Source organism: Streptomyces sp. MMG1121 (assembly GCF_001280015.1).
Classification (GTDB): Bacteria; Actinomycetota; Actinomycetes; order Streptomycetales; family Streptomycetaceae; genus Streptomyces.
In genome coordinates this window covers 468,163-488,908 of sequence record NZ_LGDV01000001.1, presented here as the reverse complement: position 1 = coordinate 488,908, position 20,746 = coordinate 468,163, and the positions used below count along the sequence as shown (strand labels likewise).

General features: G+C 71.0%; 18 protein-coding genes. 6 read left to right on the top strand and 12 right to left on the bottom strand.

Annotated features, from left to right (window positions below):
• The 8 genes from ADK64_RS02235 to ADK64_RS02200 form a co-directional block, all read right to left on the bottom strand.
• The coding region (locus ADK64_RS02235) for a pyridoxal phosphate-dependent aminotransferase (RefSeq protein ID WP_053654327.1) at positions 1-1,575 on the bottom strand (1,575 nt) is incomplete at its 3' end.
• A gap of 101 nt (positions 1,576-1,676) precedes the next feature.
• The gene (locus ADK64_RS02230; RefSeq protein ID WP_053654325.1) at positions 1,677-2,828 is read right to left on the bottom strand and encodes an aldose epimerase family protein; all 1,152 of its coding nucleotides are present in this window, start codon (positions 2,826-2,828) and stop codon (positions 1,677-1,679) included.
• A 27-nt stretch (positions 2,829-2,855) separates the two neighbouring features.
• Positions 2,856-4,100 (bottom strand): multiple monosaccharide ABC transporter permease, encoded by a 1,245-nt coding sequence (mmsB, locus tag ADK64_RS02225; RefSeq protein ID WP_053654323.1) that lies wholly within the window; start codon positions 4,098-4,100, stop codon positions 2,856-2,858.
• On the bottom strand, positions 4,097-5,659 hold the full coding sequence (mmsA, locus tag ADK64_RS02220; protein ID WP_053654321.1) for a multiple monosaccharide ABC transporter ATP-binding protein: 1,563 nt from the start codon (positions 5,657-5,659) through the stop codon (positions 4,097-4,099). The genes mmsB and mmsA overlap by 4 nt, the downstream gene beginning before the upstream one ends.
• Positions 5,660-5,703: 44 nt before the next feature.
• On the bottom strand, positions 5,704-6,813 hold the full coding sequence (gene chvE / locus ADK64_RS02215; protein WP_053654319.1) for a multiple monosaccharide ABC transporter substrate-binding protein: 1,110 nt from the start codon (positions 6,811-6,813) through the stop codon (positions 5,704-5,706).
• A gap of 5 nt (positions 6,814-6,818) precedes the next feature.
• A complete protein-coding gene (locus tag ADK64_RS02210) occupies positions 6,819-7,820 on the bottom strand; it encodes a hypothetical protein (RefSeq protein WP_053654317.1) in 1,002 nt (333 codons plus the stop codon).
• A gap of 122 nt (positions 7,821-7,942) precedes the next feature.
• Positions 7,943-8,947 (bottom strand): zinc-dependent alcohol dehydrogenase, encoded by a 1,005-nt coding sequence (locus ADK64_RS02205; RefSeq protein WP_053654315.1) that lies wholly within the window; start codon positions 8,945-8,947, stop codon positions 7,943-7,945.
• Positions 8,944-10,101, bottom strand: a complete 1,158-nt coding sequence (locus ADK64_RS02200; RefSeq protein WP_053654314.1) for a mandelate racemase/muconate lactonizing enzyme family protein — start codon at positions 10,099-10,101, stop codon at positions 8,944-8,946. The genes ADK64_RS02205 and ADK64_RS02200 overlap by 4 nt, the downstream gene beginning before the upstream one ends.
• Positions 10,102-10,302: 201 nt before the next feature.
• On the opposite strand from ADK64_RS02200, the gene ADK64_RS02195 reads away from it, so the two are divergent.
• Both ADK64_RS02195 and ADK64_RS02190 read left to right on the top strand, forming a co-directional pair.
• Positions 10,303-11,253 (top strand): SCO2400 family protein, encoded by a 951-nt coding sequence (locus ADK64_RS02195; RefSeq protein WP_234384429.1) that lies wholly within the window; start codon positions 10,303-10,305, stop codon positions 11,251-11,253.
• Between the two features lie 188 nt (positions 11,254-11,441).
• Complete coding sequence (locus ADK64_RS02190; RefSeq protein WP_053654312.1) at positions 11,442-12,593, top strand: serine hydrolase domain-containing protein; 1,152 nt, start codon at positions 11,442-11,444, stop codon at positions 12,591-12,593.
• Between the two features lie 61 nt (positions 12,594-12,654).
• On the opposite strand, the gene ADK64_RS02185 is transcribed toward ADK64_RS02190, so the two are convergent.
• Positions 12,655-13,074 carry an organic hydroperoxide resistance protein gene (locus ADK64_RS02185; protein ID WP_053654309.1) on the bottom strand — a complete coding sequence of 140 codons (420 nt, stop codon included), beginning with the start codon at positions 13,072-13,074 and terminating at the stop codon, positions 12,655-12,657.
• A 108-nt stretch (positions 13,075-13,182) separates the two neighbouring features.
• A complete protein-coding gene (locus tag ADK64_RS02180; RefSeq protein ID WP_053654307.1) occupies positions 13,183-14,181 on the bottom strand; it encodes an NADP-dependent oxidoreductase in 999 nt (332 codons plus the stop codon).
• Positions 14,182-14,282: 101 nt separating this feature from the next.
• Between ADK64_RS02180 and ADK64_RS02175 the strand changes: the two genes are divergently transcribed.
• Together ADK64_RS02175 and ADK64_RS02170 are read left to right on the top strand one after the other, a co-directional pair.
• Positions 14,283-14,732 (top strand): MarR family winged helix-turn-helix transcriptional regulator, encoded by a 450-nt coding sequence (locus ADK64_RS02175; protein WP_053654305.1) that lies wholly within the window; start codon positions 14,283-14,285, stop codon positions 14,730-14,732.
• A gap of 22 nt (positions 14,733-14,754) precedes the next feature.
• The gene (locus ADK64_RS02170) at positions 14,755-15,549 is read left to right on the top strand and encodes an EI24 domain-containing protein (RefSeq protein ID WP_053654304.1); all 795 of its coding nucleotides are present in this window, start codon (positions 14,755-14,757) and stop codon (positions 15,547-15,549) included.
• Positions 15,550-15,582: 33 nt separating this feature from the next.
• Here ADK64_RS02170 and ADK64_RS02165 read toward each other — a convergent pair whose 3' ends face one another.
• A complete protein-coding gene (locus ADK64_RS02165; RefSeq protein WP_053654302.1) occupies positions 15,583-16,164 on the bottom strand; it encodes a TetR/AcrR family transcriptional regulator in 582 nt (193 codons plus the stop codon).
• 104 nt (positions 16,165-16,268) lie between these two features.
• Here ADK64_RS02165 and ADK64_RS02160 point away from each other — a divergent pair, with 104 nt between their 5' ends.
• Positions 16,269-18,710: a beta-glucosidase H gene (locus ADK64_RS02160; RefSeq protein ID WP_053654299.1), complete on the top strand. Its 2,442-nt coding sequence runs from the start codon at positions 16,269-16,271 to the stop codon at positions 18,708-18,710.
• 135 nt (positions 18,711-18,845) lie between these two features.
• Entirely contained in the window at positions 18,846-19,766 is a 921-nt protein-coding gene (locus ADK64_RS02155) for a hypothetical protein (RefSeq protein WP_159046142.1), read from the top strand.
• Here ADK64_RS02155 and ADK64_RS02150 read toward each other — a convergent pair.
• Positions 19,763-20,740 (bottom strand): aldose epimerase family protein, encoded by a 978-nt coding sequence (locus tag ADK64_RS02150; RefSeq protein ID WP_053654295.1) that lies wholly within the window; start codon positions 20,738-20,740, stop codon positions 19,763-19,765. The two genes, ADK64_RS02155 and ADK64_RS02150, sit on opposite strands and share 4 nt — an antisense overlap.
• Between the last annotated feature and the right edge of the window lie 6 nt (positions 20,741-20,746).

Genomic DNA, 20,746 nt, shown 5'->3' with positions numbered 1-20,746 from the left:
TGTCGGTCCTCGCGGCGGGGCGGGCACGGGGGCGGGCGCCGGTGCCGGCAGGGGGGTGGGGGGCGGCAGCGGCGCCGGCGCGGGCATCGGCATCGGGGCCGGCCGGGGGACCGGAACCGGGGCCGCCGGCTGCTGTACGGGCGCCATGGGCGGCTGGGCCGGTATCGGGAACCGCGCAGGCTGGGGCGGTATCGGGACCGGTGCGGGCTGGGGCGGTATCGGGAGCTGTGCCGGCTGGGCTGCCGCCGGCATCGGCATCCCGGCGCCGGGTGGGGGTACGGCGGCGGGGAGCGGCATGCCGGTGCCGGCGGCCGGAGGGGGTGCGGCGGGCAGGGACTGGGCCTGTGCGGCCAGGCCCCGGACACCGGACCCGTTGGTCTCGCTGACCAGCCGGTCGACGGCCGCCGTACCCGAGCTGTAGCCGGTCCCTGTGCTCAGCTCGGGTACGGCGGCTCCCCTCCCGGACCCGTAGAGCACCTGCTCCAGGCCGGACACCAGGCGACGCACGTCGACCTGGGGGCGCACCACGAGTCTCAGGAAGCGGCTGGAGGAACCGATCTTGTTGCCGCACTCGCGGACCAGGATCCGGTGCTCGGTGAGCATCCGGTCCCGGACCACCGTGCCCTCGGCGCCGACGGGCAGCCGTACGAAGAGGAAGTTCCCCTGGGAGGGGTAGACCGTCAGGCCCGGGAGTGCGGAGAGGTGGCTGGTCATCTCCAGGCGGTCGCGGCGGACCTGCAGCAGGCTCTGCGCGTACTCCGGGCCGTGGTCGCGCAGCATGAACACCACGTGCTCGGCGAAGGAGTTGAGGTTCCAGCGCGGGAGCATCGAGCGGACACGGCCCGCCAGGGCCGGGTTCGCCACCAGGTAGCCGAAGCGTATGCCGTGCAGGCCGAAGTTCTTGCCGAGGCTGCGCAGGACGATCACGTTCGGGCGGAGCATCGCCTCCTGGGCGACACTCGGGTCCGTCTCCGCGTCGGCGAACTCCAGGAACGACTCGTCCACGACCACCAGGTCCAGGTCCGCCATCGCGTCCATGAACTGCACCACCTGCTGCTTGCGCAGATAGCCGCCGTCGGGGTTGTTCGGGTTGCAGATGACCGCCGCGCGGGTGCCGCGCCGTCGGACGAAGTCCGCGTACCGGGCGAGGTCCAGGGCGAAGTCGCCCGCCTCCTGGAGCGGGAACATGTCGACCCGCTTGCCGGTCTCCATCGGCTGGTCGGTCCAGCGGCCGAAGGCCGGCACCGGGACCGCCAGCGACTCGCGGACCAGGAGGTGGTCGATCCAGGTGATCAGCTCGGTCGAGCCGTTGCCCATCGCCACGCACTGCGGGGGCAGTTGGAGGAGGCCGCACAGCTCGGCCGTGATGGTGTCGGTGCTGCTCGGGTAGTACGTGGCGATCTCGCGCAACCGGGCCGACAGCTCGTCGAACATGGCCGGAGTCGGGAAGTACGGGTTGCACGGGATGCAGAAGTCCACCGGGCCGGTTCCGTCGCCGCCCTCCCTCGTCAGCGCCGCCATCGAGGGGCTGTGCGCGGCGGTGCCGCGGAACAGCGAGGTGACGTTGCCGGTCAAGGGGACCTCCGTTCAGGGTGGCCCGTGCGGGGGAGCACGGGCCGCCCATGCATACGGAAGTGACGTCAGTGGCGTTCAACTCACCGGCTGTGTGAGCCGGTTCACGCCGAGAACGAGTGGATCGTCGTCGTGCGGTACGTCTGGCCGGGGCGCAGCACCGTGGACGGGAACGACGGCTCGTTCGGCGAGTCCGGGAAGTGCTGGGTCTCCAGGGCCAGCCCGTCGCCCTGCCGGTAGGTGTGGCCGGAGGGGCCGACGAGGGTGCCGTCGAGGAAGTTGCCCGAGTAGAACTGCACACCGGGCTGGTCGGTGGAGATCTTCAGGGTGCGGCCGGAGGCGGGGTCGCGCAGGGTCACCACGTGTTCCGGCCGGGCCGTCACCCCCTTGTCCAGTACGAAGTTGTGGTCGTAGCCCTTGGCCGTGACGAGCTGCGGGTGACCGGTGCGGATGTCCCGGCCGATCGGCTTGGGGCGGCTGAAGTCGAACGGGGTGCCCGCCACCTCCGCCAGCTCCCCGGTCGGGATCAGCCCCGGGTCCGTGGGCGTGAACCGGCCTGCCGCCAGCCAGAGTTCGTGGTCGTAGACGCTGCCGCTGCCCTCGCCCGCGAGGTTGTAGTACGTGTGGTTGGTGAGGTTGACGACCGTCGGCCTGTCGGTGGTGGCCTCGTAGTCGATCCGCCAGTCGCCGTGCCGGGTGAGCGTGAAGGTGACCTTCGTCCGCAGCGTGCCGGGGTAGCCCATCTCGCCGTCGACGCTCGTGTAGTGCAGCCGCAGGCCGACGTCGGGGCCACAGGCGAAGGGCTCGATGTCCCACACCTTGGTGTTGAAGCCCTTGGCGCCGCCGTGCAGGCTGTTCACGCCGTCGTTGACGGACAGCTGGTACTTCTTGCCGTCGAGCGTGAACCGCCCCTTGGCGATGCGGTTGCCGTAACGGCCGATGGTGGACCCGAAGAAGGTCGTCCCGGCGACGTACGCGGCGAGGTTGTCGTAGCCGAGCGAGACGTTCGCGTACCGGCCGTGGCGGTCCGGGATCTCCAGGGACTGGATGATGCCGCCGTAGGAGAGGACCTTCAGGCGGGTTCCGCCGTTCTCCAGCGACCAGCGGTACACCTTCGTGCCGTCGGCCAGCGTGCCGAAGTACTCCTTCACCGGCCCGCCGCCCGAGGCGGCCTGGGCGGGGGCTGTGCCGAGAGCGGAGGCGGCGAGGCCCGCCGCCGCGGCTCCCGCGATGACCGTGCGTCTGTTCAGTTCCATGGGTACGGCTCCCTTGTCAGTGGACCCTCACGAACCGGACTTGCGCTTGTTCCACACGTCGAACCCGACCGCCGCCAACAGGGCCAGGCCCTTGATGACCTGCTGCCAGTCGGTGCCGACGCTGAGGAGGTTCATGCCGTTGTTGAGCACGCCGAGGACGAGACCGCCGATGATGGCGCCGAGGACGGTACCGACACCGCCGCTCATGGACGCGCCGCCGATGAACGAGGAGGCGATGGCCTCCAGCTCGAAGCCGTCACCCGCCTTCGGCGAGGCCGCGTTCAGCCGGGCGGCGACCACCAGACCCGCCAGGGCCGCGAGCACGCCCATGTTCAGGAACACCTGGAAGGTGACCCGCTTGTCCTTGACTCCGGACAGCTTCGCGGCCGGCAGGTTGCCGCCGATCGCGTAGATGTGGCGGCCGAAGACCGCGTTGCGCATGACGTAGCCGTAACCGACCACCAGGACACCGAGGATGATCAGCACGATCGGGGCGCCGTTGTAGCTGGCGAGCAGCAGGGTGACGACGAGGATCGCGGCGACCATGGCGACGAGCTTGAGCAGGAACAGCTTCACGGGCACCAGGTCGAGGGAGAACTCCTGCTGGCGGCGCCGGTCGCGCACCTCCTGCCAGACCACGGCCGCGATCAGGACGATCCCGAGCAGCAGCGTGAGGTTGTGGTAGTTGGTGTTCGGGCCGACCTCCGGCAGGAAACCGTTGCCGATCTTCTGCAGGCCGTTCGGGAACGGGCCGAGGGTCTGGCCCTTGAGCAGGATCTCGGTCAGGCCGCGGAAGAGCAGCATGCCGGCCAGGGTGACGATGAAGGACGGTATGCCCAGATAGGCGATCAAAAAGCCCTGCACGGAGCCCGCCACCGCGCCCACCAGCAGACACAGCACCAGGGCGATGGGCCAGGCCACGCTGTGCTGGACCGTCAGCACGGCCGCGAACGCGCCCACGAACGCCGTCAGCGAGCCGACCGACAGGTCGATGTGCCCGGCGATGATCACCAGCATCATGCCGATCGCGAGGATCAGGATGTAGCTGTTCTGGAGCACCAGGTTGGAGACGTTGCGCGGCAGCAGCAGGTCGCCGCCGGTCCAGATCTGGAAGAGGACGACGATCAGACCGAGCGCGATCAGCATGCCGTACTGGCGCATGTTGCGGCGCAGGCCGCCGAGTACCAGCTGCCACAGGCCCTCGCCGGCGGCCGGCCCGCCCTTGCCCGGCGGCGCGGCGGCCGGGGTCTTGTCGGTGACGTCCGTGCTCATCGCGTTACCTCTTCGTCCTTCGCTTTGTCTTTCGTCATATGGCGCATCAGCACTTCCTGCGTGGCCTCGGCCCGGGGCACCTCACCGGTCAGCCGCCCGGCGGCCATCGTGTAGATGCGGTCGCACATGCCGAGCAGCTCCGGCAGCTCGGAGGAGATGAAGACGACCGCCTTGCCCTCGGCGGCGAGCCGGTCGATGACCGTGTAGATCTCGTACTTGGCGCCCACGTCGATCCCGCGCGTCGGCTCGTCCAGGATCAGCACGTCGGGCCCGGCGAAGATCCATTTGCTGAGGACGACCTTCTGCTGGTTGCCGCCGGACAACTTGCCGACCGGCTCGAACACCGTCGGCGCCTTGATGTTCATCGACTTCCGGAACCCCTCGGAGACCTGCCGCTCCGCCTGCTCGTCCACCACGCCCCGCTTCGCGACCTTCCTGAGCGCGGTCAGCGAGACGTTCCGGTTGATGGTGTCGATGAGGTTGAGGCCGTAGTGCTTGCGGTCCTCGGTGACGTACGCGATGCCGTGCCCGACCGCCTCCGCGACCGTCTTCGTACGGATCTCCCGGCCGTCCTTGAGGACCGTGCCGCCCGCGTACCGGCCGTAGGTGCGGCCGAAGACGCTCATCGCCAGTTCGGTGCGGCCCGCGCCCATCAGGCCCGCGATGCCGACGATCTCGCCGCGCCTGACGCTGATCGACACGTCGTCCACGACCTTGCGCTGCTGGTCGACGGGGTGATGGACGGTCCAGTCGCGGATCTCCAGCGCGGGCGCCGCGTCCGCCTGACCCGCGTACGCGGTCCGCTCCGGGAAGCGGTGGTCGAGGTCACGGCCGACCATGCCGGCGATGATCCGTTCCTCGGTGGTCTGCGGCGCCTTCACGTCGAGGGTCTCGATGGAGTGGCCGTCCCGGATGATCGTCACCGAGTCGGCGACCCGGCGGATCTCCCCCAGCTTGTGGGAGATGATGATCGAGGTGATGCCCTGGTTCTTCAACTCCAGGATCAGATCGAGGAGTTTGCCGCTGTCCTCGTCGTTCAGGGCCGCCGTGGGCTCGTCGAGGATGAGCAGCTTCACCTCCTTGGAGAGCGCCTTGGCGATCTCCACGAGCTGCTGCTTGCCCACGCCGATGTCGCTGACGCGGGTCTCCGGGTGCTCGCCGAGGCCGACGCGGCGCAGCAGTTCGGTGCCGTGCCTGAGGGTGTCGTTCCAGTTGATGAACCCGCGCGTGGCGTGTTCGTTGCCGAGGAAGATGTTCTCCGCGATGGACAGATGCGGCACCAGCGCCAGTTCCTGGTGGATGATGACGATGCCGCGCTGCTCGCTCGCCCGGATGTCCTTGAACCGGCAGACCTCCCCCTCGAAGAGGATCTCGCCGTCGTAGCTGCCGTGCGGATGGACGCCGGAGAGCACCTTCATCAGGGTCGACTTCCCGGCGCCGTTCTCCCCGCAGATGGCGTGGACCTCGCCCTGGCGGACGGTCAGCGTGACGTCCGACAGCGCTTTGACACCGGGAAAGGTCTTGACGATCGAGCGCATTTCCAGGACGGGTCCCGCCATGGTCGTGCCTTCCAATCAGTGTGGGGTCGGACGGACGGTCGAGCTCACTTGAGCTGGGACTCGGTGTAGTAACCGCCCTTGACCAGGACGTCCGCGTAGTTGGTCTTGTCGACGCTCACCGGCTGGAGCAGGAAGGAGGGGACGACCTTGGCGCCGTTGGTGTAGGTCTTCGTGTCGTTGACCTGCGGCTTCTTGCCGTGCAGGACGTCGTCGACCATGGTCACCGCGACCGCGGTCTCCTTGCGGCTGTCCTTGAAGACGGTCTGGGTCTGCTGGCCCGCGATGATCGACTTCACCGAGGCCAGCTCGGCGTCCTGGCCGGTGATGACCGGCAGCGGGTTGCTGCCCGAGCCGTAGCCGTCGGACTTCAGCGCGGAGATGACGCCGATGGAGATGCCGTCGTAGGGCGAGAGCACCGCGTCGACCCGCCCGCTCTTGTAGGAGGCGGTGAGGATGTCCTCCATGCGCTTCTGCGCGGTCGTGCCGTCCCAGCGCAGGGTCGTGACCTGGTTGAGCTTGGTCTGCCCGGACTTGACCACCAACTGCTTCTTGTCGATGTACGGCTGGAGCACCTTCATCGCGCCGTCGAAGAAGTACTGGGTGTTGTTGTCGTCGTTCGACCCGGCGAACAGCTCGATGTTGAACGGGCCCGTCCTGCCGCTGTCCAGCCCCAGCTTGTGGACGATGTAGGTGCCCTGCAGGGTGCCGACCTTCTCGTTGTCGAACGAGGCGTAGTAGTCGACGTTCTTGGTGCCGAGGATGAGCCGGTCGTAGGCGATGACCGGAATGCCCGCCTGGGCGGCCTCCTGGAGCACGTTGTTCAGGGACTTGTTGTCGATGGCCGCGATGATCAGGCCCTTGACGCCCTGCGTGATCATGTTCTCGATCTGTGAGACCTGGGTGCTCGGGTCGTCCTCGCCGTAGACCAGCTTGGTCTTGTAGCCCTTGGACTTGAGGTTCTTGACCATGTCGTCGCCGTCGTTGATCCACCGCTCGGAGGACTTCGTCGGCATGGCGATGCCGATCGTGGCGCCCTTGACGTCGCCCGTCTTCTCCTTGCTGCCGCCCGAGCCGCTCTGCCCGCAGGCGGTGAGCGTGAGGGCGAGCGAGGCGGCTCCGGCTATCGCGGCCAGTGCGGCTCTGCGGTTGCGCATGGGGATCAGTCCTTGTCGTTCTCGTCGTGGAGAGGGGCGGAGGCTTCGAGGGGGAAGCGGTTCAGCGGGCCGGGCAGCCGGGAGCCGAGCGGCGCCATGTCGCCGTCCGCGCCGTGCCGGGCGAGCAGGTCCAGGGCGAGCCGGCCGCGCCGCACCCGCTCCCGGGCGGTGTCCAGGGTCACGTCCCGCAGGTGGGTGCCCCACGGGTAGATGCCGGGCGCCCGGGACAGACCGAACTTCAGGTAGAGCGGTGCTCCGCGCCGGATCAGCTCGGCGACCTCGTACATCCGCACATAGCCGCCGAGGTCGTCGGGGGCCTCGATGTACATGTCCATGGGGGCCGCCGACACCCGGCGGATCTCGGTGAGGTGATCCAGCGTCAGATCGCTGGGCACATTGAGGGAGTCGGCGCCGAGCCGTTCGAAGACGGCGTACGACGCCGGGTTGACCGGCCCGATGAGTGCCGAGACCTTCAGGGTCGTGTCGGCCGGGAGGAGGCCGGCCTCGCGCGCCCGGTGCAGGGTCCACAGCACGCCCTCGTCGGCGACGAGCAGGCACTTGACGCCCAACTCCGTTGCCCGAACGGCGTCTTCGACGCAGCCGGCGACGGCGTCGTGGCCCCGGGCGCGCAGTCCGGCCCCCCGCGAGTCGGAGCGCACCGAGCCGCCGATGTCCCAGGTGCCGCGCGGGCCGGTGAACAGACAGAGTTCGATGTCGCGTTCGCCGGTGGCGTCGACCATCTCGGTGATCTCGGCGTCGGTGAGCATCCACACACCGCTGCCCTGGCTGATCCGGTGGATCGGCACGTCGAGGCGCGAGGCCTCCTTGAGGACGACCGCCAGCGCCTCGGGACCCTCGCACGAGGGGATCTCGGTGCGCCAGCGGCCGCCGCCCGGGAAGCCGCGGGGGGAGGCGTCGGCGGGGTCGAGGGCGGGCGCGCCCAGGCCGAGAGCGGCGAGCACCTGCTCGCCGGGCCTGCGGGCTGCCGGGGCGGAAGCGTCGGTCACAAGCTGTCCTTCGTGGTCGGGGCGTTCGAGATTTCGGACGAGGTTCGCGTCTCTGGGTGGCAAGAGGCTCGGGTGGTACGCCGGCCGGGGCGCCGTCGGGTCATGCCCCGGCCGGCGTACGGCTAGGGGCGGAGCAGCACCTTGCCCACCTTCGGATCACCGGCCCCGACCAGCTCGATGGCCTGCGCGAACTCGCTCAGCGGCAGCTCGTGTGTGACCAGCGGCAGCGGGTCCAGCAGTCCGGCGCCGAAGACCCGCACGGTGTGCGCCCAGGCGTCCGGCGGTGCCCCGAAGACGGTGTGCACCTCCAGCTGCCGTACGACGAGACCGGTCGGGTCGAGCCCGTCCGCGCCCGGCGCCGGGATCCCGGTCAGGACCAGGCGTCCGCCGCGCCTGAGCAGGGTGGCGGCGGTGCGCGCGGCGGAGGCCGAGCCGGCCGTCTCGACGACGACGTCGAAGTCGTCCGGCAGCTCCTGGTCCTTGGTGCGGAAGCCGGTCGCGCCGAACCGCCGCGACAGCGCCTCCCGGTCGTTCCGGGTGCCCACGACGAGCAGTTCGGCCGGTGAGACCGCCTTCAGGAACTGCACGGCGAACATCCCGAGCGTGCCGGTGCCGACCACCGCGACCCGCTCGCCCGGCCGGGCCCGTGCCTTCAGGGCCGCCGCCGCGATACAGGCGGCCGGCTCCAGCAGGGCGGCGGCGGTGAGGTCGGCGTCGTCCGGCAGGGCGTGCAGCAGCCGGGCCGGCAGGGTGAGCGTGGCGGCCATGGCGCCGGGCCGGGTGAACCCGGTCTCCTCGTACCCGGCCGTGCACAGCGTGCTCTCGCCGGCGTGACAGCGGTCGCACACCTGGCAGTTGCGAAAGCCCTCGCCGACGACCTTGCGGCCGCTGAGGGACGCGGGTACGCCCGGGCCCACCTTCGTGACCGTTCCCGACCACTCGTGGCCGGGCGTCAGCGGATAACGGACGTACCCCTCGGGCCGGTTGCCCTGGTACACCTCGCGGTCACTGCCGCAGATGCCGACCGCGTGCACGGTCACCAGCGCCTCGCCGGGACCGGGGTCGCGGGGGGTGTGCTGCGCGACCCGGTGCCGGCCCGGGGCCTCGACGACGATGGCGTCGCTCACTTGGATTCCTTCGGCTTGCGCTGCTCCCAGCCCTCGGCCCACAGGTCGAACCGGGCCTGCTGCTGCGGGAACTCGGCGGCGGCGTCGGTGTCCAGCTCGACGCCGAGACCGGGCGCGTCGGAGAGGTGGAAGTAGCCGTCCACGACCTGTGGCGCCCCCTTGACCACCTTCTTGATCTCCGCGTCCGCGAAGTCGTTGAAGTGCTCGAGGATCTTGAAGTTCGGCGAGGTGAAGCCGACCTGGAGCGAGGCGGCGGTGAGCACCGAGCCGCCGACGTTGTGCGGGGCGACGAGCGTGTAGTGCGTCTCGGCGGTGGCGGCGAGCTTCCTGGTCTCCCAGATGCCGCCGATGTGGCCGACGTCCGGCTGGATGACGTCCACGGCCTGGCTCTCGAACAGCTCGCGGAACTCGATGCGGTCGTGGATCCGCTCACCGGTGGCGACGGGGATGTCCACCTTGGCGGCCACCTTCTCCAGCGCCTTGAGGTTCTCCGGCGGCACCGGCTCCTCCAGCCACGCGGGCTTGAAGGGGGCCAGCTCCTTCGCCAGCCGGACGGCGGTGGCGGGGGAGAAGCGGCCGTGCATCTCCAGCATCAGCTCGGCCTCCGGCCCGATCGCGTCCCGCACGGCCTCGATGAGCGAGACGGCGTACAGGGTCTGCTGATGGTCCAGCTCGAAGTGCCCGGTGCCGAAGGGGTCGATCTTCAGCGCCCGGTAGCCGCGCTCCATCACTGCCTGGGCGGCCTTGTGGTACGCCTCGGGCGTCCGCTCGGTCGTGTACCACCCGTTGGCGTACGCCTTGACCCTGTCGGTCACCTTGCCGCCGAGCAGCTGCCACACCGGCACGCCCAGCGCCTTGCCCTTGATGTCCCAGCACGCCATCTCCACGACCGCGATGCCGGACATGACGATCTCACCCGCGCGGCCGTAGTCGCCGTACTTCATGCGGCGTACGAGGTCCTCGACGGCGAACGGGTCCGATCCGAGAATGTGGTTGGCCTCGGCCTCCCGCAGATAGCCGATCAGCGCGTCGGTGTGCCCGAGCATCCGGGTCTCGCCGACTCCCGTGATCCCCTCGTCGGTGTGCACCTGGACGTAGGTCAGGTTGCGCCACGGCGTGCCGACCACGTGCGTGCTGATTCCGGTGATGCGCACGGCAGTTGCCCTTCAGCTGTTCGAGATTTCGTCACACGTTCGAAATGCTGGCGTGACAGTAAGGACGGGGCGGCGGGGGTGTCAATGGGTCGAACGGATAACGGTTTCGGCAAGCCTTTCGAGAAAAATTTCGCTGATCTACGAAACCTTCACAGGCGCGCCTAGGAACGTGACCGGCGGGGAATCTAGTCTTCCGGCGTCATGGACTACTGCCACCCGTGCCAACGGCACCTCAACGGCGCCCTGGCCTGCCCCGGATGCGGAACACCGGCGCACGCGGCGACCGCGGACGCGACGGTTCCGTATGCCTACGCGGGCACGGGCGGGACGCCGGGCCACGGGGGCGGTCACGTCCCGGCGCAGGGCGGTCATCTCCCCTTGGGCGACTACGCCGCCCGGGTGCCCGTCCAAGGGCAGGGCACCCCGCGGGAGTACGAGCCCGCCGAGCCGCGGCAGCAGGCGTCGCGGCCGGAGTCCGAGTCGCACGACGCCTACGCCCCGGAGCCCGATGCCGAAGCCGCGCCCGAGTCCGAGGCGGAGGCGGGGGCGGGGGCGGATTCCGGCCATGAGCCCGGTGGGCGGGCCGCCCGGCGCAAGGGGCGCGGCACCGCCGTCGTGAGCCCCGCCGGGTCCGACGCCAGCCGCCGCGACCGCAAGGCCGCCGCCCACCGCCGCCGGCGCCGCCGTACCGTGCTGATCGCCGCGGGCTTCGTGCTGGCCGCGGGCGGACTCAGCATCGCCGAACTGGGCACGGACGCACCCTTCTCGCCCTTCGCCGGCGGCAGCCCCGCCTCGTCCGGGGACGCGTCGGCGGACGGCACCGCCGCCTCCGCGACACCGGGCACCACGGCCCGACCGGTGAACGACACCTCCGGTGCCGCCCCGGGCGCCTCCGCCGCCCCGGACGCCTCGGCCTCCGCGTCCGCGAGCAGGTCCGCCAAGGACAAGGCCGCCGGGTCGCCGAGCCCCAAGGGCACCGGCAGGGCGCAGCAGCCGGCCACGACGGGCCCGGGTACGACCCCCACCACCCCGGCCGCCACGGCCACGTCCCGTCCCTCCGCCACCCCGACCAGCGCCCCGACGACGTCCGGCCCGACCGCCACACCGTCGCCGACCAAGACCTGCAACCGCTTCCTGTGGTGGTGTACCTGAGCCCTGCTCCACTTCCGCGTACCACCCCGCGCCCTCCGCCATCCGGGGCATCGGTGACACCCACCGGCTGCCGCGGCGGTTGAGTCGAACAGGCACATCGCGCCGTACCGGTCTGGGGAACGTCCGGAGCGGGAACGGGCGTTGTACGAGGGGGAGCAGCGAGAGCGGCTCAGGTTGAGGAGAGCGGGATGACGCAGGAGAACACCGTCCACGGCACGGTCGCCGAGGGCTTCGAGGCGGTGCGCGAGGAGTTCACCGCGTTCGTCGCCGGGGAGCGGGACGACTACGAGGGTCAGTTGTGCGCGTATGTGCACGGGAGGCGGGTCGTCGACCTGTGGGCGGGCGGCGCGGCGGACTCCCTGTACGGCGTGTTCTCGTCCACCAAGGGCGCCGCGCACCTGGTGGCCGCGCTCCTGGTGCAGGACGGCACGCTGGAGCTGGACCGCAAAGTGACCTACTACTGGCCGGAGTTCGGCGCCGAGGGCAAGGGCTCGGTGATCCTCCGGGATCTGCTGGCGCACCGGGCGGGCCTGGTCGGGATCGACGCCGGGTTCTCCCCGGAGGAGATGGCCGACGACCGTGCGATCGCCGAGCGGCTCGCGGACCAGAAGCCGTTCTGGCGGCCCGGCACGGCCTTCGGCTACCACGCGCTGGTGATCGGCGCGCTCGCGGGCGAGGTGGTGCGCCGCGCGACGGGCCGCACGCTCCAGGAGGTCTACGAGGAGCGGGTGCGCGCGCCCTACGGCACGGACTTCTACCTGGGGCTGCCCGAGTCCGAGGAGTCCCGCTTCCGCACCGTGCAGCCGGCGCTCCCGAGCCCGGAGCAGCAGGCCCTGATCGCGGCCCAGCCCACCGGCCCGCGCACGCTGACCTCGATCGCCTTCAACGCGCACGTGCCGCGGCCGGGGACGCTGGAGGAGTACGTCAACTCCCGCCGGGTGCGGGCCGGGGGACAGGCGTCCGCGGGCGGGGTGGCCTCCGCGCGCGGGCTCGCGAAGATGTACGCGGCGGCGATCAGCGAGGTGGACGACCGCCCGCCCCTGCTGAAGCCCGACACGGTCGCCGAGGTGGGCCAGATCCACTCCGTCGGCTACGACCTGGTGGCCCGCACCCACAAGTCGTACGGCCTCGGCTTCCAGGCGACGGCCGACATGTGGCACCCGTCCCTGGGTGCGGGCTCCTTCGGCCACAGCGGCGCCGGCGGTTCCCAGGCCTTCGCCGACCCCCGCAGCGGCCTGGCCTACGGCTACACGAGGCGCCGCATGGTGTTTCCGGGCGGCGCGGCGCCGGAGAACGAGGGGCTGGTGAGAGCGGCGCACAAGGCGGCGCTCGCCGGGTGAGAACGACGACAGCCGCACCCCACGTCCAAGGGTGCGGCTGCCGATGACACAACGACGATTGTCAGACGAGCGTCACGGTGATGTTGCCGCGAGTCGCCTTCGAGTAGGGGCACACCTGGTGCGCCTTCTCGACCAGGTCCCGGGCCGCCTCGGCGGACACGTTCGGGATGTTCGCCGAGATCTCCACGATGATCCCGAACCCGTCGTCGTTCTTGCCGATGCCGACCTTCGCGGTGACGGTCGACCCGGAGACGTCGGCACCCTCCTGCCGGGCGACAACGCCCAGCGCCCCCTGGAAGCAGGCGCTGTAGCCCGCGGCGAACAACTGCTCAGGGTTGGTGCCGGCGCCGTTGCCGCCCATCTCCTTGGGCGGGTTCACGACGACGTCGAGCTTGCCGTCGTCGGTGGCGACCCGGCCGTCACGGCCGTTCTCGGCGGTGGCGACGGCGGTGTACAGGACGTCGGACTGCGTGATGGGCATGCGGTTGTCTTCCTCCTCGGTCCGCCGCGACTCGCGCCCACGATCGACGACGGATTTCGGAAAGAAGTTACCGCATGCCGGAAACGGCAGGGAAGGCCCGCCGGGGCCTCACAGCTTGACGATCATCTTTCCGATGTTGTCGCCGCGCAGGACCCCGAGGAACGCCTCCAGGGTGTTCTCGACGCCGTCGACCACGGTCTCGCGGTACTTCAGCTCGCCCGAGGCGACCCACGGCCCGACCTTCTGGACGAACTCCGGCTGGAGGTCGTAGTGGTCGCCGACCAGGAAGCCCTCCATGCGGCCCCGGGTCTGGATGAGCCGGGCGAGGTTGCGCGGGCCGGGGGCGGGCTCGGTGTTGTTGTAGACCGAGATCATGCCGCAGATGGCGATACGGCCGCCCTGGTTCAGCGAGCCGATGGCCGCTTCCAGGTGGTCCCCGCCGACGTTGTCGAAGTACACGTCGATGCCGTCGGGCGCGGCCTCGCGCAGCTGCTCGCCCACCGGGCCGTCCTTGTAGTTGAACGCGGCGTTGAAGCCGTACTCCTCGACCAGCAGCTTGACCTTCTCGTCGGAGCCGGCCGAGCCGATGACCCGCGAGGCGCCCAGCAGCTTGGCGAGCTGGCCGACCTCGCTGCCCACGGCACCCGCGGCGCCGGAGACGAAGACGACGTCGCCCTCCTTGAAGGAGGCGGTGCGCAGCAGGCCGGCGTAGGCGGTCAGGCCGGTCATGCCGAGGACGCCGAGGTACGTGGACAGCGGCGCGGCTTCGGAGTCGACCTTGACGGCGTGCTTCGCGTCCATGGCCGCGTACTCGCGCCAGCCGAAGAAGTGCAGGACGTGGTCGCCGGCCTCGATGCCCTCGGCGCGGGACTCGACCACCTCGCCGACGGCCCCGCCCTGCATGACCTTGCCCAGCTCGAAGGGGGCGGCGTACGACTTCGCGGCACTCATCCGGCCGCGCATGTACGGGTCCACCGAGAGGTACTTGTTCTTCACCAGTACCTGGCCCTCGCCAAGGGCCGGGATCTCGGTCTCGACCAGGGCGAAGTCCTCGGGCTTCGGCCAGCCGACGGGACGGCTGAGCAGGTGCCACTCGCGGTTGATCATGACGGGCCTTCCTCACTTGCCTCATGCAAATACTTCAGAACCTGAAACAACCATGCTCCTGAATATTTCATGATGTCAAGTAACGGGGTATCCTGGAGACCATGTCCACCCCATCGCCCAGCCCAGCGAAGACCCGCCGCCCCGACGCCCTGACCCTGGAGGTCGTCGAGCTGATCGGAGACGTGGTGGCCCGCTTCTACGCGGACTACGAGAAGGCGGCGGCGGAGCACACGCTGACCGGCCCGCAGGCCCGGCTGCTCAGCCTGCTCTCGCTGGAGCCGCTGCCGATGCGGAAGCTGGCGCAGAAGCTGAAGTGCGAGCCGTCCAACGTGACCGGGATCGTGGACCGCCTGGAGTCCCGGGGGCTCGTCGAGCGGCGCCCCGACCCCGCCGACCGCCGGGTGAAGCTGGCCGCCGCCACGGACGAGGGCCTGCGCATGGCCAAGGACCTGCGCGAGGGCCTGCGCTTCGCCCGTGAGCCCCTCGCCGGCCTCTCCGACGACGAGCGCCGCTCCCTGCGCGACCTGCTGCGGCGGATGCTGGACGCCTGAGCCCGCGGGTAGGGTCTTGGCCATGCGTGATCTCGGGGTGGGGTTCGGTTATCTGCTGAAGGGCCAGCGCTGGGTGAGCCGGCACGGCAAGCAGTACGGCTTCGGGCTACTGCCCGGGCTGGTCACCCTGGTGCTGTACGGGGCGGCGCTGGTCGCGCTCGCCGTGTGGGGCGAGGACGCGGTCACCTGGGCGACACCGTTCGCGGACGACTGGGCCGGCCCCTGGCAGGGTCTGTTCCGCGGTTTTCTGACGGCCGTCCTGTTCGCCCTCGGGCTGCTGCTGGCCGTGCTGACCTTCACGGCCGTGACCCTGCTGGTCGGCCAGCCCTTCTACGAGAGCCTGTCGGAGCAGGTCGACGCCGACGTCTCGCCCGACGGCACCGCCCCGCGGTCGGAGCTGTCGCTCTGGCGCGAGCTGTGCGTCTCGGCCCGCGACAGCATGCGCGTGCTGGTGCGGGCCGGGCTGTGGGGCGTGCTGCTCTTCGCCCTCGGCTTCCTGCCGTTCGTCGGGCAGACCGTCGTACCCGTGCTCGGCTTCTTCGTCACCGGCTTCTTCCTCACCGAGGAACTGACCGCCGTGGCCCTCCAGCGCCGGGGCGTCGAACTGCGCGCCCGGCTCGCCCTGCTCCGCTCCCGCAAGGCCCTGGTCTGGGGTTTCGGCACCCCGCTCGGCCTGGCCTTCCTGGTCCCGTTCGTCGCGGTGTTCCTGATGCCGGGTGCGGTGGCGGGGGCGACGATGCTTGCTCGTGAGGTGGCGGGGGAGGGCGGCGAGGGGGCCGGCCTGCCGGGCGCCGCTGCTGTGCCGGCCGGCGGCTGAGCAGTTCCCCGCGCCCTTCGGGCCGCTCACCCGCTAGCCCACCGGCTCTCCCAGCAACCGCAGGAAGTCCCGGAACGCCCCCGGCATGTCGACCGACTCCGGGTCCAGCAGCCACTGGAACTGCAAGCCGTCCATCACGGCGACCAGCAGCGGGGCGGTGCGCTCGGGGGTGAGGCCGTTCGGCAGGAGGTCGCCGTACTCGGTGCGCAGGACCGTCGCCATGGATTCCCGGACCCGGGCGTACCGCTCGGTGAAGTACGCCCGCGCGGGATGATCCTCCGTCACGCTCTCGCCGAGCAGCGCCGAGAAGGTCTGGACGATCGCCGGGCGCATCGCGTTGTACTCGACCAGTGAGGCCAGCAGATCCACCCGCCAGTGCGTGTCCGGCACCGCGTCCCACCGGTCCCGCTCCTGGAGCACGGCCACCAGCAGGGCGTCCTTGGTGGGGAAGTGGTGCAGCAGGCCCTGCTGGGTGAGGCCGACCCGCTCGGCGACCGCGGCCAGGCTCGCCCCCCGGTAACCGCGCTCGGCGATCACCTCCAGCGCCGCCCCGACGATCTCCGAGCGCCGCTCCCCGCTCCTGACCCTCGCGTTCATGCCGTCACCGTACGGCATCCGTGCCAGTCAAATATAACGGCAAGATAACGAAACCTACCGCTCTACAGGTAATGGATGCACGATGGAGGCACCTGCACGGACGTCAGCGAGGAGGCACCGCGATGGCGGGATCCCAGCCCACCCCGGCCGACACGGCCCGCGAGGCCGTCGTGGAAGAGGCGCTGCGGCGGCTCGACCTCGACGCCAGGACACGGCTCCTGGCCGGCCAGGACATGTGGACCCTGCCCGCCCTGCCGGAGATCGGCCTGAAGCCGCTCGTCATGTCCGACGGCCCGATCGGCGTACGGGGCGTGCGCTGGAGTGCCGACGACCCCTCCGTCGCCCTGCCCTCCCCGACCGCGCTCGCCGCCACCTGGGACCCCGAACTCGCCCGCCGCGCCGGTGTGCTGCTCGCCCAGGAGGCCCGCCGCAAGGGCGTCCACGTCCTTCTCGCCCCCACCGTCAACCTGCACCGCTCCCCGCTCGGCGGCCGGCACTTCGAGGCCTACAGCGAGGACCCGTACCTCACGGGCGTGATCGGCGCGGGGTACGTCACCGGCGTCCAGTCCGGCGGCGTCGGCACCACCGTCAAGCACTTCGTCGCCAACGACGCCGAGACCGACCGCTTCACCGTGAACAACCTGGTCTCCGAACGCGCCCTGCGCGAGCTGTATCTGGCCCCCTTCGAGGCGATCGTCGAGAACGCCCACCCCTGGGGCATCATGACCGCCTACAACTCGGTCAACGGCACGACCATGACCGAGCACCACTACCTGGTCAACGAAGTCCTGCGCGGCGAATGGGGCTTCGACGGCTTCAACGTCTCCGACTGGATGGCCGCCCGCGACACGGTCGGTGACATCAACGGCGGTCTGGACGTCGCCATGCCCGGCCCCCGGACCGTCTACGGCCCCGCCCTCGCCCAGGCCGTCCGGGACGGCCGGGTCGCCGAGGACACCGTGGACGCCGCCGTACGGCGTGTTCTGCGGCTGGCCGCCCGCGTCGGCATCCTGGCGGGTGCCGAGCCCGTCGTCGCCGAACCGCCCGCGCCGGTCGACGGCGAGGCCCTCGCCCGCGAGATCGCCCGCCGCTCCTTCGTCCTCGTCCGCAACGAAGGCGGCGCCCTCCCGCTGCGGCAGAACGGCACCGTGGCCCTGATCGGCGCCGCCGCCCGCGACGCCCGGGTCCTCGGCGGCGGCTCCGCCACCGTCTTCCCGGCCCGGATCGTCTCCCCGCTCGACGGCCTCACCGCCGCACTCCCCGACGGCGCCCTCACCTACGCCGTCGGCGCCGACCCCGCCACCGAACTCGCCGTCGCCGACCGGGGATTCACCCTGCGCACCGTCTGCCGGGACACCGAAGGCACCGTCATCGGCACCCGGTCGGCCCCGGGCGGGCTGGTCCAGTGGATGGGCTCGGACCTCCCCGACGGCGTCACCTACGACACCCTGTACACCGTCGAGCTGACCGGCACCTTCACCCCGCGCGAGTCCGGCCCGCACACCTTCGGCATCAAGGGCGCGGGCGCCTTCACGCTCACCGTCGACGGCACGACGTACTTCGACGACGTCCAGCGCCCCGACAAGGACGACCCCTTCGAGGCCCTCTTCGGCGCCCCCGTACCCCGCGCCCAGGCCGAACTCACCGCCGGTGAACCGGTCGAGGTCTCCCTCACCCACGTCGTCCAGCTCCCCGACGGCGTCCCGATGGAGGTCGTCACCTTCGCCCTCGCGCACTCGGCGCCCCGGCGCGACCCCGACGAGCTGATCGCCGAGGCCGTCGAGGCGGCCCGCGCCGCCGACACGGCCGTCGTCGTGGTCGCCACCACCGACCGCGTCGAGTCCGAGGGCTTCGACCGCACCGACCTGCGCCTGCCCGGCCGCCAGGACGACCTGGTCCGCATGGTCGCCGCCGCCAACCCGAACACCGTCGTGGTCGTCAACTCCGGCTCCCCGGTCGAACTGCCCTGGCGGGACGAGGTCGCCGCCGTCCTGCTGACCTGGTTCCCCGGCCAGGAGGGCGGCTCCGCCCTCGCCGAGGTCCTCACCGGCGCCCACGAGCCCGGCGGCCGGCTCCCCACCACCTGGGGCTCCCTCGCCGCCGCCCCGGTCACCCAGGTCACTCCCGCCGACGGCGAACTGCCGTACACCGAGGGCGTGTTCATCGGCCACCGGGCCTGGGAGCGGGCCGGCCGCACCCCGTCGTACCCCTTCGGCCACGGCCTCGGCTACACCGACTGGGCCTACGAGACCCTGGCCGCCGACGGCACCACGGCCCGCGTCGGTCTGCGCAACACCGGCGAGCGGCCCGGCCGCGAGGTCGTCCAGGTCTACGTCCGCCCGGCCGAGCCCGACCCCGAGCGCCCGGCCCGGCTGCTGGCCGGCTTCGCCTCCGTCGAGGCCGGGCCCGGCGAGAGCGTCGAGGTGACGGTCGCGCTCCCGCGCCGCGCCTTCGAGGTCTGGGACGAGACGGCGAAGGCGTGGGTGTTTGTGAAGGGTTCGTACGAGATCACCGCCGGACGCTCGATCGCCGACCGCGGGCTCACCGCGCCGATTAACGTCTGATCCGGGACAAGTCCCCCCTGAGCAGCCCCGGTCCGGGACCTGACCCCCGGACCGGGGCTCGTAGCGTCAGGGCGGGTGTGGCAGACTCCCGGCCCGCGAGAACACCGGACAGACCGGGCACGGGGGAGAGAGATCGTGTATCCAGGCCAGCAGCAGCCGATGGGGCCCTACGGGCAGCAGCCGCCACCGGCGGGGCCCTACGGGCAGTCGCCGCAGTACCAGCAGCCCCAGTACCAGCAGCCTCAGCAGCCGCAGTACCAGCAGCCCTATCCGCCACACCAACCGTATCCGCAGCAGGGCTACCCGCCCCAGCCCTACCCGCCCCAGCAGCAGGCCCAGGCGCCCGGCGGGCAGGTCGGCGAGGGGCGGATGCGGCTGGATCCCCACCTCACGCCGGCCCAGCGCGAGCTGGCGCTGAAGATCCAGGCGAAGTCCAAGCCCATGGCCTACGGCATGGTGCTCGGCATCCCGCTCACCTTCGGCGGCGTCCACTACGGCATCACGCAAAAGCCCCTCGGCTTCGTGGCGGCGCTCGCCGGACTGGGCCTGCTGGCCTTCGGTGTCTACTCGCTGATGCAGATGCAGGCCCTCAAGCGGCAGCTGCGGCTCATCACGGCGGACGCCTGGCGCTCCCCGGCCGCGCATCTGCCCGGCGCCCGCAAGGCCGCCACACAGGCCGCCTATCTCAACGGCCTGCTGGTCCTGCTGTCCCTCGCCGCGACCGGCTATCTGCTCCACAAGGGCGCCGGCTGGGGCGCGTACGGCAACTCCTTCGGGTTCGGCGCGCTGATGACCGCCGCCGCCCTGCCCTTCGGCATGGCGCTGGCCGCCGCGACCACCGTCCCGCAGCTGCTCCAGGTGATTCCGGCCGGCGCCAGGGTCGGCCGGAGCCTGTACTCGATCATCTTCGTACTGGCCACGACCGTGACGTGCGAGGGCATCAAGAGCCACGCCGTCGGACCCGTCGTGGGTGGCGTCGTGGCCCTGCTGATCTGTGGCGGAGCGATGTCCCTGCTGGGCAAGGCGGCGAAACGGATGCGCGGGGAGCGCGGCTAGCGAGCCGAGAAGCCGTACACCGTCTCCGAGCGGAAGGTCTGACCCGGCCTCAGCACCGTACTCGGGAAGTGCGGGTGGTTCGGGGAGTCCGGGAAGTGCTGGGTCTCCAGGGCGATGCCGGCGCCGGGGACGAACGGGACCGGCAGGTGGTCGGCGGTGTAGAGCTGCAGGCCCGGCTCGGTCGTCGAGAGTGTCAGGGTGCGTCCGGAGGCCGGGTCGTGCAGTTCGGCGACCTCCTCCGGGGCGGCGGTCACGCCCTTGTCCAGGACGAAGTTGTGGTCGTAGCCGGAGCCGGTCTTGCGGGGCTCGCGGAAGTCGAAGCGGGAGCCGGAGACGTCCGTCAGCTCCCCCGTCGGGATCAGGTCCGCGTCGACCGGGGTGAAGCGGGAGGCGGCGATGCGCAGTTCGTGGCCGTCCGCGGGACCCGCGTCCGGGCCGGCCAGGTTGACGTAGCCGTGGCTGGTGAGGTTGAGGACGGTCGGGGCGTCCGTCACCGCCTCGTAGGTGATCCGCAGTGCCCCGGACGCGTCCAGGGTGTACGTCGCCGACACTTCCAGGCGGCCCGGGAAGCCCTCCTCGCCGTGCGGGCTGACCCGGCTCAGCCGCAGCCCGTGCTGGACCGGCTCGGCGTCCCACACCCGCTTGTCGAAGCCGCGCGTGCCGCCGTGCAGGGAGTGGGTGCCGTCGTTCGGCTCCAGGGCGTAGACCGCGCCGTCCAGAGGGAAGCGGGCGCCCGCGATCCGGTTGGCGTACCGGCCGACCAGGGCGCCGAAATACGGCTCGGGGTGGGTGAGATAGCCGTCCAGGGTGGGGAAGCCCAGCACCACGTTCGCCGTGCGGCCCTCCCGGTCCGGGGTCTCCAGCGACCGTACGATCCCGCCGTAGGTCAGGATCTCCACACGTGTTCCGGCACGCTCCAGGGTCCAGCGGTGGACCTCGGTGCCGTCGGAAAGTGTGCCGAAAAGGCCGGTCATGTGTTC